This window comes from Paenibacillus foliorum (assembly GCF_013141765.1).
Classification (GTDB): Bacteria; Bacillota; Bacilli; order Paenibacillales; family NBRC-103111; genus Paenibacillus_S; species Paenibacillus_S foliorum.
Genome location: NZ_WHOD01000052.1, coordinates 89,027 through 114,116, shown reverse-complemented (window position 1 = coordinate 114,116; position 25,090 = coordinate 89,027). Strand labels below are relative to the sequence as shown.

At 45.1% G+C, this 25,090-nt stretch carries 19 protein-coding genes; all 19 read left to right on the top strand.

Annotated elements, in window-relative coordinates; all coding sequences use genetic code 11:
* The first annotated feature begins 14 nt into the window (after positions 1–14).
* The 19 genes from GC093_RS12420 to hepB all read left to right on the top strand — a co-directional run bounded on the left by GC093_RS12420 (position 15) and on the right by hepB (position 25,062).
* A complete protein-coding gene (locus GC093_RS12420) occupies positions 15–1,094 on the top strand; it encodes a Gfo/Idh/MocA family protein (protein WP_171652191.1) in 1,080 nt (359 codons plus the stop codon).
* A 138-nt stretch (positions 1,095–1,232) separates the two neighbouring features.
* A complete protein-coding gene (locus GC093_RS12415) occupies positions 1,233–2,324 on the top strand; it encodes a Gfo/Idh/MocA family protein (protein WP_171652190.1) in 1,092 nt (363 codons plus the stop codon).
* Entirely contained in the window at positions 2,317–3,300 is a 984-nt protein-coding gene (locus tag GC093_RS12410; RefSeq protein ID WP_171652189.1) for a Gfo/Idh/MocA family protein, read from the top strand. Before GC093_RS12415 ends, GC093_RS12410 begins: the two co-directional genes overlap by 8 nt.
* A 71-nt stretch (positions 3,301–3,371) precedes the next feature.
* Positions 3,372–4,346 (top strand): ROK family protein, encoded by a 975-nt coding sequence (locus tag GC093_RS12405; protein WP_171652188.1) that lies wholly within the window; start codon positions 3,372–3,374, stop codon positions 4,344–4,346.
* 113 nt (positions 4,347–4,459) lie between these two features.
* Positions 4,460–6,814, top strand: coding sequence for a helix-turn-helix domain-containing protein (locus GC093_RS12400; protein WP_216624607.1), 2,355 nt, complete (start codon positions 4,460–4,462; stop codon positions 6,812–6,814).
* A 252-nt stretch (positions 6,815–7,066) separates the two neighbouring features.
* The gene (locus GC093_RS12395; RefSeq protein WP_171652186.1) at positions 7,067–8,458 is read left to right on the top strand and encodes a sulfatase family protein; all 1,392 of its coding nucleotides are present in this window, start codon (positions 7,067–7,069) and stop codon (positions 8,456–8,458) included.
* 46 nt (positions 8,459–8,504) lie between these two features.
* On the top strand, positions 8,505–9,413 hold the full coding sequence (locus tag GC093_RS12390) for an ABC transporter permease (protein WP_171652185.1): 909 nt from the start codon (positions 8,505–8,507) through the stop codon (positions 9,411–9,413).
* A gap of 13 nt (positions 9,414–9,426) precedes the next feature.
* Entirely contained in the window at positions 9,427–10,320 is an 894-nt protein-coding gene (locus tag GC093_RS12385; protein ID WP_171652184.1) for a carbohydrate ABC transporter permease, read from the top strand.
* 39 nt (positions 10,321–10,359) lie between these two features.
* A complete protein-coding gene (locus GC093_RS12380) occupies positions 10,360–11,976 on the top strand; it encodes an extracellular solute-binding protein (protein ID WP_171652183.1) in 1,617 nt (538 codons plus the stop codon).
* A gap of 26 nt (positions 11,977–12,002) precedes the next feature.
* Complete coding sequence (locus GC093_RS12375) at positions 12,003–13,082, top strand: Gfo/Idh/MocA family protein (RefSeq protein WP_171652182.1); 1,080 nt, start codon at positions 12,003–12,005, stop codon at positions 13,080–13,082.
* 48 nt (positions 13,083–13,130) lie between these two features.
* The gene (locus GC093_RS12370; RefSeq protein ID WP_171652181.1) at positions 13,131–14,114 is read left to right on the top strand and encodes a Gfo/Idh/MocA family protein; all 984 of its coding nucleotides are present in this window, start codon (positions 13,131–13,133) and stop codon (positions 14,112–14,114) included.
* Entirely contained in the window at positions 14,107–15,087 is a 981-nt protein-coding gene (locus GC093_RS12365; RefSeq protein WP_171652180.1) for a Gfo/Idh/MocA family protein, read from the top strand. Before GC093_RS12370 ends, GC093_RS12365 begins: the two co-directional genes overlap by 8 nt.
* Before the next feature lie 183 nt (positions 15,088–15,270).
* Positions 15,271–16,773, top strand: a complete 1,503-nt coding sequence (locus tag GC093_RS12360; protein WP_171652179.1) for an ABC transporter substrate-binding protein — start codon at positions 15,271–15,273, stop codon at positions 16,771–16,773.
* 25 nt (positions 16,774–16,798) lie between these two features.
* Positions 16,799–18,262, top strand: a complete 1,464-nt coding sequence (locus tag GC093_RS12355; RefSeq protein WP_171652178.1) for a sulfatase family protein — start codon at positions 16,799–16,801, stop codon at positions 18,260–18,262.
* Positions 18,263–18,442: 180 nt separating this feature from the next.
* Positions 18,443–19,381 carry a carbohydrate ABC transporter permease gene (locus GC093_RS12350; RefSeq protein WP_246314113.1) on the top strand — a complete coding sequence of 313 codons (939 nt, stop codon included), beginning with the start codon at positions 18,443–18,445 and terminating at the stop codon, positions 19,379–19,381.
* 13 nt (positions 19,382–19,394) lie between these two features.
* Positions 19,395–20,237 (top strand): carbohydrate ABC transporter permease, encoded by an 843-nt coding sequence (locus GC093_RS12345; RefSeq protein WP_171652176.1) that lies wholly within the window; start codon positions 19,395–19,397, stop codon positions 20,235–20,237.
* Between the two features lie 3 nt (positions 20,238–20,240).
* On the top strand, positions 20,241–22,088 hold the full coding sequence (locus GC093_RS12340) for a cache domain-containing sensor histidine kinase (protein ID WP_171652175.1): 1,848 nt from the start codon (positions 20,241–20,243) through the stop codon (positions 22,086–22,088).
* Positions 22,081–22,839 (top strand): response regulator transcription factor, encoded by a 759-nt coding sequence (locus GC093_RS12335; RefSeq protein ID WP_171652174.1) that lies wholly within the window; start codon positions 22,081–22,083, stop codon positions 22,837–22,839. Before GC093_RS12340 ends, GC093_RS12335 begins: the two co-directional genes overlap by 8 nt.
* Before the next feature lie 9 nt (positions 22,840–22,848).
* Positions 22,849–25,062, top strand: coding sequence for a heparin/heparin-sulfate lyase HepB (gene hepB / locus GC093_RS12330; RefSeq protein ID WP_171652173.1), 2,214 nt, complete (start codon positions 22,849–22,851; stop codon positions 25,060–25,062).
* Positions 25,063–25,090 lie beyond the last annotated feature (28 nt).

Below are 25,090 nucleotides of genomic sequence, written 5' to 3'. Positions count from 1 at the left end.
GGGGAGGTTCATGCATGGCAAAGGAATTACGAGTCGGCATCATTGGCTGCGGTGGAATTGCCAACGCTAAGCATATGCCGGGTCTGGCTAAATTAGCTCAAGTGGAAATGGCAGCATTCGCCAACCGGGGACTGGATAAAGCAAGGCTGGCAGCCAGTACCTACGGCTCCAAGGATGCCAAGGTATATGAGGATTACCGTGAACTGCTGGAGGACGACACGATTGATGTCGTCCATGTGTGCACCAGCAACGATTCCCATGCAGACATTGCTATTGAAGCATTGGCAGCTGGTAAACATGTGATGTGCGAGAAGCCGATGGCCAAAACAACCGCTGAAGCCCGAAGAATGGTGGAAGCAGCGAAGCATTCGAATAAAAAGCTGACGATTAGCTACAACAACCGTTATCGCCCAGATACACAATATTTGTACAGGATGTGCCGTAACGGCGATCTTGGACATATTTATTTAGCTAAGGCACATGCACTGAGGCGTCGTGGAGTTCCAACCTGGGGGGCCTTTCTCGATAAAGGTAAACAGGGAGGCGGTCCGCTGATCGATATCGGCACCCATTCATTGGATATGGCGCTCTGGCTGATGGATAACTATAAGCCTAAGGCTGTGCTGGGAACAGCGTTTCATCAGCTAGGGAAAGTTGAGAATGCAGCTAATCCTTACGGATCATGGGACCCTAAGCAATTCACTGTGGAGGACTCAGCATTTGCTATGATTACGATGGAGAATGGCGCTAGCGTGATGTTGGAGTCGAGTTGGGCGTTAAACATACTGCGCGAGGGCACAGCCAAAGTGACTTTATGCGGAACCGCAGGTGGCGCCGATATGTGGGATGGATTAACCATTAACGGAGAAAAGTACGGTAACCTCTATACAAATCATATTCAATTGGAGCTTACGGGGATCCCCTTCTATAAGACCAGCAAGGAGAGTCCTTCCGAGCTGGAAGCTCGGCTATGGATCGAGGCGATATTAAATGACACCGATCCGGTAGTCAAACCGGAGCAGGCGCTGATCGTGCAGGAAATATTGGAAGCGATCTATGTTTCGTCAGAAACCGGGAAAGCAGTATATTTTTAAACTTCAGGGTATGACCGCATTTCTAAAGTGCCAAGGCAAAACTTATAAAATGCTTACGAAGATAGATTTGCGAAGACAAAACTCAGTGAATGCTTACGAAGTTAGTTTCGCTAAAGCGAAACTCTAAGGAGGATGATTATGTTAAAAGTGGCTGTGGTTGGGCTCAATGAAACCGGAGAACGATATATGCAGCACCTGCTGAGCATGGAACAGACGGAAATTGTCGGTATTTATGATGTGCAGCCTGAAGTGGCTTCGGAATGGGCTCAACGATGCGGGTGCCCCACTTTCGGATCGTATGAGGCGTTGGAAGCAGCGTTACCTTCAAATGCAGTTTTGGTGTGTATAGGTTTATCATTCGACAGCCATAAGCCCTATATATTACAGGCGTTAACCAGTGGTCGTCATGTGATAGCTCGGATGCCAGCGGCTGTCGACGTGGCGGATGTTCAAGAGATGCTGGATACTGCCGAAGCGAGTGGGAGCCAGTTGTTGTTCAGCCACCCAGAGCGATTTTATTACCATAACGTCGACTTGAGAAAACGTATTAAGGCCGGTGCGATAGGCAATATTGGCATGATCAATGTCAAGCGTTACTGTCCGTATCCTACGTCGGCCTCCCCTCAGTATGAATCGGATACAGATGGTGTACATTGGACAGGAGGACTGAACGGCGAGACACTCGAAGGCATAAAGGGCGGTGCATTGTTCCATCTCGCTCTGCACGATATCGATCTGCTGCGCTGGACCGTCGGCGAGGTTGCCAATGTGTATGCGATGCGTACAGCGACCGAGTATTTGGATTATGTTCTGGTGACGCTTAAATTTGAGAATGGGGCGATTGCCAACATTGAAGCGTACTGGGGCTATCCGGGGGGATACACATCAGCGGTCGAGTTCGCCGGTTCAAAAGGTGTCATCCGTTATGACAGTCGCAAAACAAACGGATTGTACATTCATAAAGCAGCGGATATGAGGTCAGCGCAGCCGACAAAGGCTGAATTCAGCCCATCCTTCCGCCAACCTGAACGGGATGAGCTTGTTCAGTTGTTAAGCTGCATAAGGGATGGCAGCAAACCGCTTATGACTGCCGAGGATGCCTGCGAAACACTGAAGGTGGTCATTGCAGCGGAACAATCACTGCGCACGGGACAACCGGTGGAACGGTCATCTGCAAGCGCGGATAGCTTTATTAACGGAGAGGTTGGTGGAGGTGGGGATTATGCATAAAGTGAAAGTAGGAATGATAAGCTTCGCTCACCTTCATGCTGTCAGTTATTTGCAGGCATTAGCGTTGCGACCGGATGTGGAGCTGGTTGGGATTGCCGATGAAAACCGTGAGCGTGTTGAACCGTTTATACAGCAGTATCAGCTTCCGTATTTTGCGGATTATCGAGAGCTCTTGGCAGGAGATGCGGATGTGGTTATTATCAGCTCTGAAAACTCGAAGCACGCACAGATGACCATCGAAGCGGCACAGCACAAGAAGCATGTGCTATGCGAGAAGCCTCTTGGTCTTTCCAGAGAGGAAATGCGTCGTATGATTGAAGCGTGTGAGGAGAATGGCGTGCAGCTGATGACTTCTTTTCCAAACCGCTACATTCCGATGGTTATTGCTGCCAAAGAGGCTATCGACCGTGGTGAAATAGGACGGGTAGTAGCTGTCAAAGCAACGAATAAGGGTGAAATGATTGGCGGCTGGTTCAATGACCGGACTTTGTCTGGCGGAGGCGCATTAATTGATCATACGGTACATGTCATGGATTTGTTGAATTGGATTCTCCGTTCGCGAGCAGTGGAAGTTTATGCTGAATCGGGCAGCTTGTTTCATGGCATTGATATCGATGATGCAGGGATGGTTCACGTCAAATATGAGAACGGAACCATCGTTGCTTTGGATGCAAGCTGGTCGCGGACACATGCCTTTCCTTATAAACGTGACTTAACAATGGAAATAATCGGTACGGAGGGTGTGATTTCGATCGATTATTTTGCCCAGATCAATGAGGTGTTCAGCGAAGCAACAGGTCATGCAGAGTGGAGCTACTGGGGCGATAATAAAGATGAGATGCTGATTGATGATTTTATTCATTGTATTAAAGAAGGAAAGCCTGTGTCTATTACCGGAGAAGACGGGTACAATTCAACGGTGATCGCATTGGCTGCTTACGAAGCGATTCGTCTCAAAAAACCGGTGAGCTTATGACGGATTGAGCTGATTCACTAATAAATGTTAAACCGAATGTTAAGCCAAATGATAGATAGAGGGTGATAAAAGTGTATACCATTGGAGTGGATCTTGGTGGAACACAGATTAGGGCAGGATTATTTGATCAAAAGGGCGAGCTTTTGTTTAAAGCCGAGGCTTTAACCCTTGCTCAAGAGGGAGCGGAAGCCGTCATTAGCAGGATCAAACAAAGCATTCACGAAGTGATTGGTTTTATAGAGGGTCCTACATCAGGCAGCATCAACGGTATCGGCATCGGCAGCCCCGGACCACTGAATCCGTTTACAGGGATGGTGCTTTCACCATCGAACCTGCCCGGAATGGTGGATATTCCATTGCAGCAGATTATAGCAGATGAATTTCACGTTCCCGTATACTTAAATAATGATGCGAATGCAGCAGCCTTGGGTGAATGGTTGTACGGCGAAGGTCGTCACACGAAAAACATGTTATACATCACCATCAGCACGGGGATTGGGGCTGGCGTAATTGTTGACGGCCATTTATTACTGGGCGAGCAAGGGAGTGCAGGCGAAGTCGGTCACATGATTATAGATCCACAGGGCCCGTTATGCAGCTGCGGCAATTATGGATGCTTCGAGGCTTGCGCTTCTGGGACTGGCATCGTGCAACGGACTAAAGAGAAATTGGCTCGATATACAAGTGAAGGCCAGACGTCTTTTAGTCAATTGCAATTGGTTGATGAAGATAGCTTGACGTCTAGAGACGTCTTTGCTGCAGCTATGAACAATGACGCCTTGGCTATGGAAATTGTTGAAGAAACGAGAACATATTTAGGCATTGGCCTAATTAATCTGATTAATTTATATAATCCGCAAAAAATCATTTTCGGTGGCGGCGTCAGCAAAGCCGGGGATTTCCTCTTGAAGTCAGCTGTAGAGATGGCGCAGCAGCGCTCTCAATTGGGAATGCGTGACGTGGAATTTACAATGGCATCGCTTGGCGATAACGCAGGCCTGTACGGTGCGGCAGCGCTGGTAAGCTACCACCAGCAGTTAGGGTAATAAGGAAATTAACGATTTGTATTTGAAACCCTGTTCCCACTTGGAGCAGGGTTTTTGCGAAATATAAACTAAGACCCTTTTCAGAGAAAGTAGGGTAGGCTATGAAAAAAATAATGACTGGAATGCAAGCTGATAGAAGACGATCTGTTCGCTTTTACAAATACTTTTTGTCTTATGTATTGCTGCTCGTTATTATGCTGCTGATTGTTAGCATTGTAGTCTTTAGTAACATTATTCAAACGTTCCAAGATGAAGTTGAAAGTTCGACTACAATTGGGTTAACGCAAATCCGGGATACGGTAGAATCAAAAATGAAGGAACTTGAGAAAATCGCTTTACAGATCGGCTCCAACCCGGATATGACTCCTTTTATGGTGGCGGACGAGGGGTATCCAACTTATCGGGCTATCACGGAGTTGGGCAAATACCGGTCCAGTAATTTCTTAATCTACGATTTGGCACTGTTGTACACTTACCGTGACACGGGAAAGCTATATGCAGCTAGCGGTGTTTACAGCTATGAATCTTACTTTAACTATATATACCGATACGAAAATTGGGGGAAGTCCGAATTTTTTGCGCAGCTGGAGCGAATGACTTCACCTGTTATAAGATCAGCGGAAACCATCAATATCAATGGCGTGGGTTCAAATAGACAATTTGTTACCTATATTTGTCCACTGCCCATTAATCAAGGGAAACCCTACGGGGCAGTTATGTTTTTAATTGAGGAAAAGATGTTAAGCCAGATTTTAAGCAATGTTATAAGCAAATATTCCGGTTATATGTACATTTTGGATAAACATAAAAATCCGATCATCTCCCTACGGTCAGGCAAGCTGGAGCAAACAGCTCAGGAATTTTTAAGCGGATTGGACGAAGCTGCTCTTGCATCGCAAGCGACTGAGGTTCATAACCGGTACGGGAGCTATTCAGTTATTAAAGTCTCATCGGACTACAATGAATGGTCTTATGTGACGGTGATTCCCACCGATCAAATATTACAAAAGGTTCAGCAAAGCAGACATATTTTCACTTATTCGGCGGTGATTATTTTTCTTATCGGTATTTTCATCTCTTATATTTTAGCAAATAACAATTACGGGTCCTTGCGAAACATCGTTCAAATGATTGTAGATCGAAAGGTGTTGAAGGGAACTTCGGACAATATGGACGAAATTTCTTATTTATCCCAAGCTTTTGACGAAGTCATTACGGAAAAAGAAGGTCTAATGAGCCAATTAGGAAGTAAAAGAGGAATGATGAAAGAGCGGTTGTTACTTTCTTTGTTAAAAGGCAAGCAGGATGTTCAGCCACAGCATTTGCAAAATATGATGGAAGCCTCAGCATTAACCTTTTCTTATTCCTCTTTTAGCACCCTACTCTTTTTCATTGATGATTATAACCGATTTCGAACAGAAAACAGTCTCTCGATGCAGAATCTGTTTAAGTTCAGCATTATTAATATTGCTGAAGAGTTGTCCGGAGAAGTGGGAGACGGATACGGGGTCGATTTAATCGATGATCGCGGAATCGCACTTGTTTTAAACCTAAAGGCGGATAAGAACAACAAAGAGCATATTACAGCACTGGCCGTTAAAATAAAAAACTTTTTTAGAGAAAATTATAAATTTTCTTTGACGGTTGGAGTTAGCCGTATTTACAATGATTTGTCGAGGGTATGCGATACTTATACAGAAGCGAACAAAGCCATATTGTATCGATTTATTAAAGGGAATGATCAGATCATATTTTATGAAGATATGGATTGGGAGAAGCAAAAGCCTTACCGCTACCCGACAGAGCTGGAGGAGCAGCTGGTGAGGATGATAAAACAAGGCAAGGCAGAAGAGTCTCAACTAATTGTTGAGGAAATATTCGATGAGATCGTCAAACATTCGTTTTCGCTCGAAGCGGCGAAGTATATAAGCTCCGGAATTATTAATAAGGTGTTTAATACGATGGACGAGATGAATTACAAGTTAAATGATTATTTCCAGAAAGACTTAGAGCTGTTAATTTATCAGGAATTTGAGACGCTTGAAATGACAAAAAGGAAAATATGCGAATTTTGTAAACAGCTTAGCCAATATATTGCTGACCAAAAAGAAAGTAAAAATGTGGATTTGTGTGATGAGATTATAGCTTACTTGAAGGAGCACTACAACGATAATTCCTTAAGCCAGGAATCGATTGCAAGAGAATTTGATTTATCCCCGTCCTACCTGTCCCGATTTATAAAGGATCAAACCGGTTATACGCAAAAGCAGCATATCGATTTACTGCGAATGAATGAGGCGAAAAAATTGCTGACAACCAGTAATCATACGGTTAAGCAAATTGTGGAGCAGGTTGGATATGTGGATGAAACCAATTTTATACGCAAATTTAAAAAGATGGAAGGCATCACGCCAATGCTATACCGTAAAGCTAATTACTCACGGCATTTGAATCGAGAATCCACGTGATATTCGGTTCTTTTTTTATAAAATGTAACCTTCTGCATATCGAATATTGAAATTGCAGACAGGAAAGACCGCTGCCATAAGGCCTCTTAATGTGGATGTAAAAAAAAGCAGATCGTTAGTTATACTGCTGATGTACTTCTGCGAAGGGCTATTATATAGTTCACCATGAAGTATGGCTTCACCCTTGACGGGGCATTGGAGACACATGCGAAAACACAGCTTAAGCATAGCTCAAAGGAGGGATTAGAAAGAATGAATCGGCCTAATATTGTATTCATCATGAGTGACGACCATGCGGCGCATGCCTTGAGCTGCTACGGGAGCAGGATCAATTCAACACCACAGATTGACCGTATTGCCAATGAGGGGATGCGGTTCGATAGCTGCTTTTGTACCAACTCCATATGCGCACCTAGCCGGGCTGCGATTCTCACAGGACTATACAATCACCTGAATGGAGTGAAAACGCTGGGTGATCCGCTGGACGGACGTCAGCAGACGGTGGCCAAGCTGTTGCAGGACGACGGTTACCAGACGGCAATTGTTGGCAAATGGCATCTGGGTCATGGGGGCAATGCCGATCCGACGGGCTTCGATTACTGGAACGTGCTTCCCGGACAAGGAGATTACCATAACCCGACGTTCATCGAAATGGGAGAAGAGAAAGTGTATGAAGGCTATGTCACCGATATTACTACCGAGCTGTCAATCGATTGGCTGAACAAGCGGGACAAGAATAAACCGTTTTTCCTGATGTGCCATAACAAGGCTCCCCATCGGCCATGGATTCCTGATGAAAAACACGCTCATATGTATGAGGATATCGACATTCCTGAGCCGGAAACGTTCAATGACGATTATTCGAACCGGGCGGCAGCGGCTGCAGCAGCCCGAATGAGGGTAGACCGGGATTTAAGCAAGAAGGATTTGAAGATGGATCCACCGGAAGGGTTAACTTCCGAGCAGCTGAAGAGCTGGAAGTATCAACGCTACATCAAGGACTACCTTCGCTGCATCGCTTCCATCGACGACAATGTGGGGCTGATGCTCGATTGGTTAGAAGAGGAATGCATAGCGGATGATACGATCGTCATCTACACATCGGACCAAGGTTTTTTCCTTGGCGACCATGGCTGGTTCGACAAGCGCTTCATGTACGAGGAGTCGCTGCGCATGCCGTTCATTATCCGTTACCCGCGTGAAATCAAGCCGGGCAGTGTATGCGGTCAGATGGCGCTCAACGTTGACTTCGCCCCGACATTCCTGGATTATGCAGGGATACCCGTGCCTACAAATATGCAGGGAGCCAGCCTGCGGTTGCTCTTGCAGGGCGTTGAGCCTGAGAGTTGGCGCAAGTCGATGTACTACCGCTACTGGATGCACCTGGGTAATCATTACGTATACTCCCATTACGGGATCCGCACCGAGCGTTATAAGCTCATCTACTATTATGGGGAAGCATTGGGCTCTACGGGTGCAATTGACGAGCCTAAGCCGCCTGAATGGGAGCTGTTCGATCTGCATACGGATCCGTATGAGCTGATCAGTGTCTACCATGATCCGAGCTACACCGATATCATCCTTTCCTTGAAAGAGGAGCTGCACGAGCTGCGCGTCCAACTCCAGGACGATGACGGCGTATAAATGATTCTATCCACTTATTATTTTGAAAGGGGGCATAAGTAAACCGATGATATACGGACGGCTAAAAAGTATTCGTAGGAATTGGGATTTGTATGTGCTCATTTTACCCGTTATTGCGTACTTCTTCATCTTCCATTACTTACCTATGTATGGCGTGCAAATTGCATTCAAAGAATTTATGGCGGTTAAAGGGATTGGTGGGAGTCCGTGGGTGGGCTTGAAGCATTTTGAGCGTTTTTTTAATTCTTATTACTCTTGGAGATTGATTCGCAATACTTTGGGCCTAAGCCTGTACCAGCTTGTAGTCTCCTTTCCAATCCCGATTATTTTGGCGTTATTAATAAATGAAGTGCGAAATAATAAATTTAAAAGGTTAGTGCAAACGGTAACATACTCGCCCCATTTTCTTTCTACCGTGGTCATGGTCGGGTTAATACTGGTGTTTCTATCTCCGAAAAACGGGATGATCAACTTGGTCATTATTGCTTTGGGAGGAGATCCGGTCTACTTCATGGCGGAAACGGCATGGTTCAAAAGCATCTATGTATTTTCGGAAGTATGGCAAAATGCTGGCTGGGCCTCGATTATTTATTTGGCTGCATTGGCAGGGATCGATCCGCAGCTTTACGAGGCGGCCGTTGTGGACGGGGCGAGTAAGATGAAAAGAATTATTCATATTACCATACCTTGCTTGATGCCGACTGCCATTATATTGCTAATACTGAACTTTGGACATGTAATGAGCGTTGGCTTTGAGAAAGTGTTCCTTATGCAGAACAACTTGAATCTGGAATCCTCTGAGGTAATTTCAACTTATGTTTACAAAAATGGGTTGGTCGGTGCCCAGTATAGTTTCTCGGCAGCCATCGGGCTGTTTAACTCAGTTATCAATTTCACCTTATTAATTGTCGTTAACAGTATTTCGAAGCGTATAAGTCAAACGAGTTTGTGGTAGGAGGAATGGCTTCATGGGACTAGGAGCTAGGGGAAGTTTGGGAGACCGTTGGTTCGACACGATCAATATATGCATATTAACGCTGGTTTTAATCATTGTGCTTTATCCGCTTATCTATGTAGTAAGCGCTTCAATTAGTAATCCCTTGCTTGTATTGCAAGGCAAGGTGTGGTTATGGCCCAAAGAGCTTTCGTTTGAAGCTTATAAGAGGGTATTTCAAAATGCGGATATTATGGTTGGCTACAGAAATACGATCTTGTATACGGTTGTGGGTACCTGCGTCAATATTGTCATGACCACTGCAGGTGCGTATCCACTATCGCGAAGAGACTTTTATGGACGCAATGTTATTATGGCCTTTTTCGTATTCACGATGTTTTTTAGCGGAGGGATTATCCCTACTTATCTAGTCATTAAAAGCTTGGGCATTATTAATACTTTTTGGGTCATGATTTTGCCTGGCGCAGTTTCGGTGTTTAATTTGATTATTATGCGGACTTTTTTCCAAAATACAATTCCTTTAGAGCTTCAGGAATCGGCATTTATGGATGGAAGTACGAACATAAGAATTTTAGTAAGCATCGTTTTACCTTTGTCCATGCCCATCATTGCCGTGTTGATCTTGTATTATGCAGTGAGCCATTGGAATGCCTTTTTTAACGCTTTGATTTATTTGTCGGACCGTCAGCAGTATCCATTGCAGCTGTTCTTACGGGAACTGCTTATCCAGAACCAAATGGATGAGATGATGTCAGGGGATTCACAATCGATGATAGAACAGCAGAATTTAGCTGAGGGACTCAAGTATGCGATTATCGTGGTTTCCAGCTTGCCTGTTCTGATTTTGTATCCGTTCTTGCAAAAATATTTTGAAAAGGGAATCATGATCGGTGCGATTAAGGGCTAATCATGGGTATTAATAAACTTATCGAAAGAGGGATGAACAATGAGATTTACACGTAGCTGGGTACCCGCCTCCGTAGCAATTACAATGGCTATAACCGTTCTGGGAGGTTGTTCTACAACTAATGAAACAAGCCAAAAGAGTAAGGATGCTTCAGCTAAAAGCGGCGTTAACGCGACAGGGTTTCCCATTGTGAACGAGCCGATAACGATACAAATGATGGGATCCAAGGCTCCGCTGCATGCGGAGTGGAACGACATGCTGATTTTTAAGGAATACGAAAAAAAGACGAATGTGAAGGTTGTATTTGAGGCAGCACCCGATACCGGCTATAAAGAAAAAAGAAATGTTAGAATTGCAAGCGGCGATTATCCGGAAGCATTTTATCGTGCCGCACTTACTCCAGCCGATGAGGTCAATTACGGCTCTCAAGGTATATTAATTCCGCTTAACGATTTGATTGACAAGTACGCGCCGAACTTTAAAGCCATAATGGAGAAGCACCCGGATGTAAAGAAAAGCATTACAGCACCTGACGGAAACATCTATTCACTGCCGCAATTAAATGAACAGGTGGCTCCGAGAATAAACAAGAAATTGTGGATCAATAAGAAATGGCTGGATAAATTAGGCTTACCGGTACCGACAACGGTTGATGAATTTTACAAAACTCTTAAAGCCTTTAAAGAAAATGACATGAACGGAAATGGCAAAAACGATGAAATTCCATGGACAGGAGACAAGTCTTTTGATTTGCTGCCCGGTTTAAGAGGTTCGTGGGGAATGGGTACAACAGGCAACCGGAAAGGTGTGTATGTGGACGAGGACTCGAATGGAAAGGTTCGTTTTTTCGCGACGGATCCCAAGTACAAAGAATTACTCGAATTCATAGCGCGTTTATTTAAGGAAGGTTTAATGGATAGAGAAGCATTTGCACAGGAGCTGCCTCAGTTCAATGCTAAATTAACTCAAGGCTTGGTGGGAGCGTTTCATGCCAGCAACGTGAATCAGGCTGGAAATACGTATATGAACGATTATGTACCGGCTCCGGCGTTAAAAGGGCCGTATGGAGACCAGTTGTTTTCTAATGTGGTTCCATTTACGCAAAGCCAAGGTACCTTCGCTATTACAAACAAGAATAAACACCCCGAAGCAACAATGCGCTGGGTAGATTATTTCTATAGCGAAGAAGGAAGTAAATTTGTGCGGATGGGTATTGAGGGTGTCACTTATGAAAAGTTACCCGACGGCGATATTCAGTACAAGGAAGATATTCGCAGCAATCCCAAATTATCGTTGGATCAGGCTGCCGGACAGTTCTCGACGTGGCCGGGCGGGAATATTCCACAGATGGTGCTACAGAAATATGACAAAACAGGTAATACGTTTCCGAGCTCGTTGGAAGCAGCCAAGCTGCTAGGGCCTAATACTCCTAAGAAAGTTTGGCCAAGCTTTCTGTTCTCCAAGGATGAGCAGGATCGGTTGAATTCATTGGAAAGCGATATTGTTACCTTTGTAGAAGAGCAGCAATTGAAATTTATTGCCGGTGGGCAATCGTTTGCTAGCTGGGATCAGTACGTTAGCTCGATCAACAAAATGGGTGTGAAGGATTTGCTCAAAATATATGAGGCCGCTTCTGATCGCTACAAAAAAAATTAATGACCTGAAGGGAAGGGACAAGAGCTATGTTGAAAAAACTGAAGATCGGGATTATCGGGTGTGGAGGTATTGCTGTTAATAAGCATTTACCACATTTGTCTAAATTTTCAGAGGTTGAGCTGAGCGCTTTCAGCGACACTTTTACGGATAAAGCTCAACAGGCAGCTGAGCAATTTGGAGCTGCTGATGCGGCAGTTTACACGGATTACAAGCAATTGCTGGCCAATTCGACTATTGATGTTGTCCACGTATGTACGAGCAATGACAGCCATGCCGAAATTACAATTGCGGCTCTGGAAGCAGGCAAGCATGTAATGTGCGAAAAACCGATGGCTATATGTGCAGCAGATGCCGTACGCATGTTGGAGACGGCAAAGCGTACAGGGAAGAAATTGACGATTGGGTACAATAATCGCTTCCGTTCGGACAGCCAGCAATTGCATAAAGTATGCCGAAATGGCGATTTGGGCACTATTTACTTTGCTAAGGCACATGCTATACGCCGGAGGGGCGTTCCTACCCGTGGGGTATTCCTGGACAAAGACTTGCAAGGTGGCGGTCCGTTGATCGATATCGGCACGCATGCTTTGGATCTGACCTTGTGGATGATGGACAACTATAAGCCGAAAATGGTTGTCGGCACAGCTTATCACATGTTATCACAAAATAATGAAGCAGCTAGAAACGGGGGATGGGATCCGAAAAGCTTCAAGGTTGAAGATTCAGCATTTGGAATGATTGTTATGGAGAATGGGGCTACCATCATGCTCGAATCAAGCTGGGCCTTGAATATACGTCAAGAGGGAGCAGCAAAGGTTACCTTATGCGGTACCAAAGGAGGAGCCGATATGAGGGATGGTCTGTGGATCAATGGCGAAGAGAACGGAAAGCTGTATGACAAAGAAATTCTTATGGAGGGCACTGGTATTCCGTCCTTTGATAAAGTCAGGAGCAAATCGATCGAGCTGGAAATGAGGGTGTGGCTCGACAGTGTGTTATACAACCAAGAGCTTGTTGTCAAACCGGAGCAAGCATTAGTTGTTTCGCAAATATTAGAAGCTGTGTACGAATCTGCTGAAACGGGGAAAGCGGTCTACTTTACATAAATACGGAAAGCCTTCAGCGTAAGGCGATATAAGGGAGGGAACATGACTATGAAAGTGGCTTTATTAGGCGGTGGCAGTCTAGGGACTCAGTATGCGCAAAGCCTTTGTGAGCTTGGAAATGTTGAAGTAACAGGAGTCTGTGACATTCAAGCAGAAGCGGCAAATAAGCTGGCAAGCTTATGCCAATCGATTGCTTATGCATCTTATGAGGAAATGATTGCGAACACAGAACCGGATATTATTTGTGTGTGTCTGCCTACCTTTATGCAAAAAGAGTATATTTTAAAGGCTATTGCTCATGGCAAGCATGTTATTTGCGAAGCTCCTATGGCTGCTACATCAGCCGAAGCGGAGGACATCATGTCGGCGGCGGAAGCGAAGGGTGTAAGGATATTCATAGGCGTTGCCGAACGTTTCTCACCGTATTATAAAAATTTGAAGGATAAAATAGCTAAAGGATCGATTGGAGATGTAGGAGTCACCCATATTCAGCATTCCGGTCCACAGCCTAGAGGCTACAAGGATTGGTATACCGATGAGAGTAAGAGCAAAGGAATCATCCAGCAAAGATTGATCCATGACATCTTCTTGATGCGCTGGATTCTGGGTGAAATCAGAACTGTGTATGCTATGCACAGAGCGGCATCTGGGATTGATTATGCTCTGGTCACTTTGCGGCTTGAAACGGGTGGAATTGTTAATCTGGCGGGCCACTGGGGAGACTCTGAACCGTATCGCTGCAGAATAGAAGCAGCTGGAAACAAGGGTGTCGTTCGTTACGACAGCAGAAATACCAGCAGCTATGAGCTGAAAAAAAAGCAAGGATCGGCAAACACTATCACAGCTGAAAGCCCAATGCTCCATAGTTCTTACTATTATCAGCTAGAACACTTTATCGATTGTATAAGGTCCGGTGCAGCCTCACAGGTTGCCGTTAAAGATGTACATCAGGCGCTTCAAATCGCGGAAGCAGCCATCCGTTCGGCACAAACAGGAATGCCTGTACCTTGGGGAGGAATGAATCATGGCTAAATTGAAGGTAGGCATGATCGGGTTTGCCCACACGCACGCAGAAGGCTTTCTGCGTGCGCTGGCCAATCATCCGGAAGTTGAGATTGTCGGGGTTGCAGATGAGAACCGTTCCTATGTGGAACCCTTCGATAAGCAATACCCTTATTTCGAGAGCTATAAGGAGCTGTTGGCAACCGATATCGAGGCTGTGTTCATTTGCTCGGAGAATGTGCGTCACGCTCCTCTAACCATCGATGCCGCTAAAGCCAAAAAGCATATATTTTGCGAAAAACCATTAGGCACCTCTGTGGCTGAAATGGAAGATATGGTTGCAGCATGCAAAGAGAATGGCGTTCAGCTAATGACGGCTTTTAATAACCGTTATGTTCAAGCCGTGATTCGAGCCAAGAAAGCGGTGGAAAGCGGCGAGATCGGTACTGTCATTGCGGTGAAAGGCACCAATAAAGGAGCATTACCCCGACGGGAGTGGTTCGTTGACCCAAATTTATCCGGTGGTGGAGCTATGCTGGATCATTCTGTCCATGTGATGGATTTATTCAATTGGATTTTGCAATCGAGAGTTGTTGAGGTGTATGCGGAATCCGGTACATTGTTCCACGATATTCCGATTGATGATTCGGGCATGGTCCATTTTAAATATGAGAACGGGGTTATCGGAGTTCTGGATACAAGCTGGTCCAGGGTCAAAGCATTCCCGATGAAAAGGGATTTAACATTAGAAATTATCGGTACAGAAGGAACGATCTATGTAGATGTAAGGAAGCTAAGCAATGAGATTTACAGCAATTTATCCGACAGCGCAGAATGGAGCGACTGGGGCGATAATTTAAATAGTCTCATCGTTGGAGACTTTGTTCATAGTATCAGGATGGGTATACCTGTGCCAATTACAGGAGAGGATGGCTTGAACTCAGCGAGGATCTCCATTGCAGCATATGAATCCTCGAGGCTGGGCCGGCCTGTAGCTTTATAAGCATCCAGTGTTGACAAGTTCATAATAAAGATGGTAATTTAGACCCCTTAAGATTTGGACATGAAATATTGAAACGTAAAAAATAGACCCCTCGATGTAAAGAGTGCCTTCTTTTTGTATAGTTTGATAGCGATTACAATAGATAATGCGGGTATAATGAATCAAACTTAAGGGGGAACCATCTTGAAACGTACATCAACGATCGTGGTAATGATGCTTTTGATACTAGCCGTAGCTCTGTCTGGATGCGCATCCGGCGGTGGGGATAAGTCCCAATCATCAGCTAAGAAGGAAGAAGTCACCATTAAGGTAGCGGGGTTCAGTGATTTTTTCAAAGGTGACGATAGTCCGGGAATGAAGGTAGTCAAGGATTTTAATGAGAAAAATAAGGGTCAAATCAATGTAGTAGTCCAGTATATGCCTAGCTCGCAATACAGCACAGCTATTCAAGCGGCAATTGCCGGCAATGATCTGCCTGATATTTTCTTAACTCCACAAGGCATGGACTTGCGACAAATCGTTAAGAATGGTTGGGCTAAGCCTATGGATGAGTATGTGTCCAAAGGATTTAAAGAACGGTTTACGCAAGGATCCTTTGAAGATGGAGTTAATGTGTTCGAAGGGAAAACGTATAGCTGGCCGCTTGGAGGACAAAATCTCCGTGCCATGCTTTATTATAACAAAACAGTCATGAAGGATGCTGGATTAGATCCTAACAAGCCTCCCAAAACATGGGATGAATTGAGAGAGATGTCCAAGGTAGTTACACAGAAGGGAAAAGGTGATGTTTACGGCCTTATTTTCGCAGGCGGAGAAACGACTCCTCTTGACCAAACTGTGATGGGACTGACCGCTGGCTCGATTCCTACCCATGGAGATATACCAGGCTTTAATTTAAAAACAGGTAAATATATTTTTGATTCTAAGGAATGGATCGATGCTGTAAAGCTTCTTCAAACGATGAAAAAAGATGGATCAATCTTACCTTCTTCGTACTCACTTAAGGCTGCCGAGGCTACTGTCTTTTTTGGGGAAAATAAAGCTGCTTTCTTCATTGATGCAAGGTACCGGATGTGGCAGGTAAAAAGAGACGTACCGAAAGCTGAATTCGATATGTCGCCAGTACCACAGCAGGATGGTAAAGAGCCTTTCTATGGCTATACGCTTGCAAGCCGCGCGGGGTATATGATTTCGTCCCACTCCAAGCATCCGGAAATTGCCGGAAAGTTTATTGATGAAGCATTTGCTTCGAAGGAATTTTTTAAGAGCACCCTTCAAAGCGGCGTAAGCATGACGCCAATCGATGAATTAAACAAGGATAAATCATTGTACCCATACCCGGAGTTCAATACCTTTTATAACCTTCACGCCTCATCCATGAGACTTGGGCCGAGCACGACAAAACGGAATCCAAACACGGCAACGGTCATTGCAGAGTTGGGTGAAATGCGGCAGTCGAAAGTAAAACCGATCTTTGGGGACTTGCTGATCATGCTTTTGATGGAGGATAAAGGCAATGTCGAGACGACTCTCAAAGACTATAACAATAAATTAAATGCAGGCTTACAGACGGCTATCGACAAGGTGAATAAGAGTGGTGCCAATGTCAGCTTGAACGATTTTACATTTCCAAATTGGGAACCGGCCAAAGATTATACGGACGATTTGTACAAGGCGTTAAAATAGTTCACTTCGGAAGAGGGTTCAGTAAATGAATGTACTGGTAATCATGTCCGATGAACATTCAAATAACGTGATGGGCTGCACCGGACACCAAGTAGCGAGAACCGCAACGCTGGATCGCTTGGCCAAGGAAGGGACCGTATTTACACAATCCTACACCAATTGTCCGGTATGCACTCCGGCAAGGGCGAGCTTTTTCACGGGGCGATATGTTAACGAACTGGGTACTTGGGACAATGCGACCCCTTATGACGGACAAATCAAAGGCATGTCTCAGCATCTTGCGGAACACGGGCAAACGATGCATAGTATCGGTAAATTAGATCTCCATCCGGATGGAGTGTATGACGGTCTTGTAGCAAGTCGTCCAGGACATCGCAACCGTATTGATGTAGGAGCCTTTTTCAGGGAAAGCGGAGAAGCGAAGCCTTTGGTGGAGGAAAGATACCAGCGCATAGGGATCCGTGAAGGACTAAGCAACGATCAACTGGCTCTGGAAGAAACGGTTCAGTGGTTAAAGCAGCGATCGAAGAAGCAGCAGAAGAATCCAGATCAGCCATGGTTTTTATATGTTGGCTTTTCACACCCGCATTTTCCGTTCTATGTAAAAAAAGACTATTGGGATTACTATGATGGACTTATTAAAGAGATACCGCAGTCTCTGAACAGACCGTTTACTGAATTGAACGAACCACTTAATGCGCTTCGGCATTATTTCAGGTCCGACGTGGTGGATGAAGAAACGATTCGACGCATGCATGTCGGCTATTATGCGCTCACGAATGAATTGGACGATAATATTGGAACTATTATTCGTACATTGGAGGAAGAAGAGCTGTACGAGGATACGTTGATCATTTACACAAGTGATCATGGGGAGCAGCTTGGACGGCATGGTCTATGGTTTAAGTGCAGCATGTATGAGGAGACCTCCAACGTACCGTTAATCGTTAAGGGCCCTAATATTAGGCAAGGAAACCGGGTAGATCATCCAGTCTCACTGGTAGACATCTTTCCTACAGTTTGTGAGGCTCTCAGCATACCACTTCCTGAAGATGTACCGGGCAGGTCTCTATTAAAGCTGGCTGGCGGAGAAACAGACGAGTCCCGCAAAGATTTCGCGTTTAGTGAGTATCATGCACACGGTATGCCGGTCGGTATGTATATGATTCGTTGGGGCAAATGGAAATATGTGTATTTCACAGGTGGATTTCAACCGCAGCTGTTTGATCTTGAGCAGGATCCTGAAGAGATGAATGATCTGGTAGCAAACCCCGAGTCTGCGCCTTCTATTCAGGACGTGCTGATGGAATGTGAAAAAAGGCTGAGAAGCGTATGCGATCCTGAGGAGACAGAGGAGAGAGCCAAAGCGTTTCAAGCGAAAACCAAACAGGAGTTGGGTCTAGAGTCCTTTAATGTAGGAGATCCGGCTTCGAGCGGTTATGTAGATAGGAAGTTTAAAGTTCCACATCCGGAATATAAAATCAAATAGCTTTATATTATTAGGCAGTCGCTACCAGCAGGACTGCCTCTTTATTTGAGATTGCTTGAACCCGGAGCAAGGAAAATCTTTTATAAAAGTAAAAATAAACCCCCTCTATGTAAAGAGAGACTGCCTTAAACGTCAAGCTGACAGCGGTTACAATAAGAATATAACTAGGAGGGGATGCACATGAAAGGAACCAAACCAAATGCCGGGAAAATAAGCAAAAATCGCAGAAAAAAATTAATATATTGCTATATTTTTATTTTACCGCAGTTGGCGCTTTTTCTAGCTTTCACGATTTATCCGATCATCATGAGTTATGTGTACAGCTTCTTTAATTGGAGTGGATATGGTTCGCTGAGTAATTTCGCTGGTCTTGAAAACTATGCAGAAACGATCTCTGATCCGTTCTTTTGGAATGCATTCAAGAACAGCTTCATCTTTATGTTTTTCGTTGTTCTGATTCAGGTACCTCTGGCATTGGTGATTGCGATTCTATTGAACTCATCCTGGCTAAAAGGCGCAACCGTGTACAGGACGATTTATTTCTTGCCGGTTGTGACGACAACGGCTGTTATCGGGATCGTTATGCGGTTTATATTTGGCGCTTATAAGGGACTTATTAATGAAATACTAATTGCAGTTGGCATACTGGATAAGCCCATTGATTGGCTAGGCTCGATGGATACTGCCATGATGATTATTATTTTGGTAGGAATATGGAAAACGTTCGGAATGAAGATGGTATATTGGTTGGCAGCCCTGCAATCTCTTCCGAAGGAGCTGTTCGAAGCCGCTAAGGTAGACGGCGCGAACTGGCTGCAGACCTTCCGCTATGTTATGTTTCCGCTGCTGCTGCCTGTGGGCAGTGTAATCCTGCTGCTATCCTCGGTTAATGCTCTGCATGTCTTCGATCTTGTGAAATCGATGACGAATGGAGGCCCGGCCTTTCACACGGATATGGTCGACTTGTACATATATCGTTACGCATTCGAGGGCGGAGGGATGCCAAGAGCAGGGTTTGCGTCAGCTGCGGGTGTGGTATACGGCTTCGCCATCCTGTTCGTCTCCTTGATCTTAGGGATCGTGGTCAAAAAAACAGGCGGCAAACAATCTTCACACTAAGGGGGAACAGATTATGACTTTATCCAGACAGGCCAAAGCTATTGCACGTTGGAGCGTTCATCTGGTATTAATTGTTTTCGGGATTATATGGATATATCCGTTTGTGTGGATGATTTCCTCTTCATTCAAAACGAACTCAGAATACATATCGAAGGGCTACAGCTTCCTTCCGGAGAAATTTCAGTTTGCTAACTATGCGCGGGCTTGGGAAACTGCCAATTTTTCCACGTATTTTGTTAATACGGTCATTGTTTCTGTGTTCGTTGTAGCGATTGTTGTGGCGGTGTGCGCTATGACTGGTTATGTCTTAGGCCGCTACCGTTTTCCGGGTAGAGTATTGTTTATGACTGTAATTACTGCTACCCTATTTATGCCTAAAGGGTATACAATTATCCCAATCTATTTTCTTATCAACACATTAGGGCTCAACAACACGCTTGCCGGCGTAATTTTGGCGGAAGTAGGGGGAGCACACGTGCTGTTCATCCTGTTGTTCACCGCTCATTTTAGCGGGATACCTAAGGAGCTGGAAGAGGCGGCAGAAATGGATGGCAGCGGATTCATCCGTACGTTTGCTCAAATTATGATGCCGCTTTCGAAGCCGATTTTGGCGACGACCTGCATTTTGCAGTTTATGTGGTCTTGGAATTCGTTTTTATTACCGCTTATATTCACATTAAGTAAGCCTGAGCTGCGTACACTCGGTGTCGGAATGTACCAATTTGTAGGAGAGCATAGTGTGGACTGGACAGGGATGGCTGCTGCCGCCAGTATCTCTCTGCTGCCAATCATCGCTATTTTCATCGCCTTTCAGCGTTATTTTGTGGAAGGAGTTGCCGGCTCTGTGAAAGGCTAAACGTTGGGAGAAGAAATATTGATGAAGACGCACAATGGCATAACCGCATTATTTCGCAACATGAACATGAAGAGCAAGTTGTTGATTGTCTTTTTCCTGATCGGGCTTTTGCCGATTCTATTTTTTGCGCTAATTTTTTACCGCGATTCTACAAAAGCATTTGAAATAGAGCTGAGTAAGTATACGGTAGAAATAGCCAAACAGGTAGGAGAACGATTAGACTCCTTCGTACAGGAAATGGATAGAGTCGGTAACATTGTGCGTTTCGATCCCGATGTACAAACCATTCTTCGCGATTCACAGGATCCCACGGAGCCAGCGCTCGTTTACTCTATCCGCAGCACTAGAAATTTGTTTGATAATATTGGTAATTTTCGGAATCACTTGAAAGGTATCTTTCTCATCACCGATTCTGGATTACTTGTATATAACGGAGCGGGTGAGGTAGCCAAACTCAATTATTCATTCGAGCAGGATGCATGGTACCGTCAAATCAAACAGCAGGAGCTGTTTCACCTGAATCCTGTTCATCCTCAAGCTTATTTAAAAGATGAACAGGTCGTGACGTTCTCGGCACGGTTGATGGATAATCGCGAGTTTCGTACAAAAGGAACGCTGCTGTTCGACTTTTCTCCAAAGATCATTCGCGAGATGAGCGAAACGATCCAGCTAGGAAACACGGGGTATGTCTTTATGATGACCGAAGACGGAAAGTATGTTATTCCGACGGAACAATCGCTATCCTGGTTGGAGGAAGATAACCGGCTGCAACTTTTTCAAGGGAAGAAGTCGGGACATTTCCAGATGAAGATCGATGGACAGAAGATGCTCGTTGGCTTCTACACTTCCTCTCAAACAGGCTGGAAAATAGTCGGTGTCGTCCCATTTAGTGAATTGGCTACAGAAATGCAAACCATTCGCCTTGGAATCGTTCTCGTGGGCTTGGCGGCAATTATCGTCATCTTTATTCTGTCTACCGCACTTAGTCGAATGATCACTCGTCCGTTAAAGGATTTGGAGCAAAACATGAGGGTAGTGGAGAGAGGGAATTTCAACGTCTCTCTAGCATTGAAAAGCCATGATGAGATCGGCCGGCTAAGCAACCAGTTCAACCGCATGGTTGCGGAGCTGGACCGAATGAAGGATGAAGTCTATATGGCCGAGGTGCGGGAATACCGGCATCAATTGCTTCGCAAGGATTCTGAAATGAAGGCGCTGCAAGCTCAAATCAATCCGCATTTTCTTTACAATACGTTAAACGTTATTGTTTGCATCGCGGAGGTCTACGATGTTGATGATATCGTTTCCGTTAGTCAGGCGCTGTCGCATATGTTCAAATACAGTATTAGCGGCTCGTCTATAACTACGTTGGAAGAAGAAATGGATCATCTGAACGCTTATCTTAGCATAGTACAAGTTCGTTTTCCGAATAAGTTTATCGTGCATGTACATGTAGATCCTGAGCTGCTTTATAACCAAATATTGAAATTGATCTGTCAGCCCATTGTGGAAAATTCCGTAACCCACGCCTTTCAAGGCAGGGAGGGAATAGGGGAAATCTCCATAACGGTTAGAAATGATGGTGGGGATGTTGTATTTCGTTTTGAGGATAACGGGATTGGTATAGATGAGAACAGGCTTCGTGAAATTCACGCACAGCTCCAAGAAGAAGAGCCGAATTTCCTTGATCAGAATGAGCATATCGGGCTAGTCAATGTGAGGCTGAGATTACAGATGTATTACCGGGAAAGATTCAGTATGAGCATATGGAGCCGGGTAAACGAAGGAACTTGCGTAGAAATGAGAATAGAGGGAGGGACTGACACTGTACAATACGCTGATCGTGGATGACGAATTTTGGATGCTAGAAGGACTAAAGAAGGTAATTAAGCGAGATTGCCCCGATTATACAGTAACGGCGGTAGCCAGAGACGGCTTACAGGCCATCACTTATCTGGAAAAAGATAAGATCGATCTTGTCATAACGGATATTCTCATGCCGGGAATGGATGGCTTGCAGCTGCTGCAGGAAATTAGAAGGAGAGGCTGGAAAATTCCCGTCTTGATCGTTTCGGCGCACAGCGAGTTTGAATATGCAAAGCAGGCGATACATTACGGCGCATTTGATTATATTCTAAAACCGTTGAACCGGACGCAAATTGTTTCCGCATTGGAGCGGGTAAAGACAGCAATGGTACCTTCCCCTAGAGGACGTGGGGATGTATTGAATACGGTACCGGTTAATTCAACCCAGGGAAAAGATTTGATTGAGAAAATCAGGCAATCGGTATGTGAGTCATTTATGAATGATTTGTCTATTGTCGATTTTTCTGAACAGATGGGATACAACGCTTCTTATTTGAGTAGATTGTTCAAGCAGGAAACTGGCAAAGGGTTTGTGCAGTTTTTGACTGAGCAGCGAATGGAAGCGGCGATTCAAATGATAAGAAGCGGTAAGCTCAGCGTTACCGATATCGCCAAACAAATAGGGTATGCGGATTATAAGCACTTTCGCAAAGTGTTCAAACAGTACACAGGGGTTTCGCCCAAAATTTTCCGGAATAATGAAGGCATGTATGTAGACGAAGCCATAGAAGGGTGAGAAACGAACATGTGGGACAAACCTCCTGTTAGACCTCCGGCAGAAAGACCGAGGCTGCTGATGCAAGCAGCAGATAGAGTGGTGCTCGAAGAAAGAATGAAGCATCCGGATATGTCTCGGCTAGTGGACCGGCTTCATTATTTTGCGAAATTCACAACCAGTGAAGCTGAAGCTTGGGATTCCCCTGATGCTGCTTTTATATTAGAAGCGAATGCATTGCTTTATGCCCTTTATGGGCAGGTGGAAGCAGGCCGCAAAGCAAAGGCTTGTGCTTTGTCAAGTATTACCAAGAAGTTCAATGCGAGGTATCAGGATATTTCCCGTGAGATAGGACGTTTGATGCTGGCGGGGGCTGTCGTTTATGACTGGTGCTACGACCTGTTTAACGAACAGGAACGAGAGCATATGATCACTCATTTCAAACGATTGGCTTCATTATTGGAATGTGGATATCCTCCTTCTCACGAAGGGGCATTTGTCGGACATACGAGCGAATTGATGCTTATGCGCGACCTTATCGGCACGGGTATCGCCATTTACGATGAAGATCCGGAAATGTACGAACTGGCCGCAGGCCGCTTTTTTGCTGAGTTTGTACCTGCCCGCAACTTTTTCTACCCTTCTGGCTGGCATCATCAGGGTGACAATTACGGAAGCTTCCGGTATCAGTCAGAATTATTCGCGACTTGGCTTTTTGCGAGAATGGGACATGATACTGTATTCGACCCTACTCAAGAGAGAATAGGCTACCAATGGATATATACCCGCCGCCCAGATGGCAAGCTGCTGAGGGATGGCGACACCGATAACCCGCTATATGAGGAGAATCAGTATATCCAATTGTTTCCTCTTGTGTACTTAATGGCAGGGAATTATTACCGCAACGGCTATTTTCTTGATCAACAGTACAGGGAGCATCCGGATATGCCGGACGCTTATGTATTCTTTGCATTTCTTTTTCATGATCCAGAGCTGGTGCGTAAACCGCATCATGAACTTCCTCTTACCCGATATTTTGCTGAACCGGCAGGTATCATGGTAGCCCGTACGGGCTGGGATGAAGGGATCGACAAGCAATCCTCCACAGTGGTGGCGGAAATGAAAATTGGGATGTATCAGTATAATAACCATCAGCATCTGGATGCGGGAACGTTTCAAATTTACTATAAAGGCTATTTAGCCATTGATTCTGGTATTTATAAAGGCTCATCAGGCAAATATCATTCACCACACAACAAGTACTATTTCAAGCGAACAGTCGCTCACAACGCGATGCTTGTCTACGACCCGAAGGAGCTGGAGCGTCATCCGTATATTCTTGACGGCGGCCTCACGTGGCCGAATGTCAATGATGGCGGGCAGCGCTGGCCTAATAATGGAAGACCGCCCAAACAGCTGGAGCAACTGCTGAGCGGTGAGTTTCAAAGGGGAGAGGTGCTGGCTCATGCTGTGGGTCCGGAAGAAGAGGCACCCGATTTTTCTTATCTAAAAGGGGATATTACCGCTTCCTATTCAAGCAAAGTGAGCAAGCATACCCGTTCCTTCGTCTTTTTGAATTTGAAGAAACCGGGAATTCCTGCTGTGTTCATCGTTTACGATTACATCGTTTCTTCTGAAGCGGACTTTGTTAAATCTTGGTTGCTCCACAGCATTGAAGAACCAGTCGTGCAGGGAGGCAGGTCTCTTATTTCACGTAAAGAAGATGGCTATGGGGGAGAGCTTGCTGTTGATACCTTGTTGCCGGAACAAGCAGTCATTCGCAAGGTCGGAGGACAGGGACAAGAGTTCCTTGTATCCGGTACTAACTACTCCAATGACTACGCAGAGGCAGTGGAGCAGGGCGCATGGCGAATCGAGGTTCAGCCTGAGCGAACAGCGCTTGAGGATCGTTTCCTCCATGTGATACAAATCAAAGATCATGATGGAGTGGAAGCACCGGCTGCTGTGCGGATAGATTGCGGGAACATGACAGGGGTACAGGTTCAAGGCTGGATTGTCCTATTCAGCAGCGATGGCAGCCGGATAGGCGGGACGGTAGACATACCGGCGGTTCAATCGGATAGAACGGCGAGAATATTAGTTACGGATTTGGAGGATGGCATATGGCAGGTGAATACAGAAGCGAAACTCGATGGTGGAGGTGCGCTATTCCAAACAGATAACGGCACACTGAATTTGCAAGGGATTAGCGGAAGCATCCGATTAAGTAGAAAAGAGAAGTAAAAGGAATGACAATTACATATCATCGACA

Coding starts and splice junctions, on each gene's coding strand:
- GC093_RS12420 (WP_171652191.1), top strand. CDS start 15: ATGGCAAAGGAATTACGAGTCGGCATCATTGGCTGCGGTGGAATTGCC.
- GC093_RS12415 (WP_171652190.1), top strand. CDS start 1,233: ATGTTAAAAGTGGCTGTGGTTGGGCTCAATGAAACCGGAGAACGATAT.
- GC093_RS12410 (WP_171652189.1), top strand. CDS start 2,317: ATGCATAAAGTGAAAGTAGGAATGATAAGCTTCGCTCACCTTCATGCT.
- GC093_RS12400 (WP_216624607.1), top strand. CDS start 4,460: ATGACTGGAATGCAAGCTGATAGAAGACGATCTGTTCGCTTTTACAAA.
- GC093_RS12395 (WP_171652186.1), top strand. CDS start 7,067: ATGAATCGGCCTAATATTGTATTCATCATGAGTGACGACCATGCGGCG.
- GC093_RS12390 (WP_171652185.1), top strand. CDS start 8,505: ATGATATACGGACGGCTAAAAAGTATTCGTAGGAATTGGGATTTGTAT.
- GC093_RS12385 (WP_171652184.1), top strand. CDS start 9,427: ATGGGACTAGGAGCTAGGGGAAGTTTGGGAGACCGTTGGTTCGACACG.
- GC093_RS12380 (WP_171652183.1), top strand. CDS start 10,360: ATGAGATTTACACGTAGCTGGGTACCCGCCTCCGTAGCAATTACAATG.
- GC093_RS12375 (WP_171652182.1), top strand. CDS start 12,003: ATGTTGAAAAAACTGAAGATCGGGATTATCGGGTGTGGAGGTATTGCT.
- GC093_RS12370 (WP_171652181.1), top strand. CDS start 13,131: ATGAAAGTGGCTTTATTAGGCGGTGGCAGTCTAGGGACTCAGTATGCG.
- GC093_RS12365 (WP_171652180.1), top strand. CDS start 14,107: ATGGCTAAATTGAAGGTAGGCATGATCGGGTTTGCCCACACGCACGCA.
- GC093_RS12355 (WP_171652178.1), top strand. CDS start 16,799: ATGAATGTACTGGTAATCATGTCCGATGAACATTCAAATAACGTGATG.
- GC093_RS12350 (WP_246314113.1), top strand. CDS start 18,443: ATGAAAGGAACCAAACCAAATGCCGGGAAAATAAGCAAAAATCGCAGA.
- GC093_RS12345 (WP_171652176.1), top strand. CDS start 19,395: ATGACTTTATCCAGACAGGCCAAAGCTATTGCACGTTGGAGCGTTCAT.
- hepB (WP_171652173.1), top strand. CDS start 22,849: ATGTGGGACAAACCTCCTGTTAGACCTCCGGCAGAAAGACCGAGGCTG.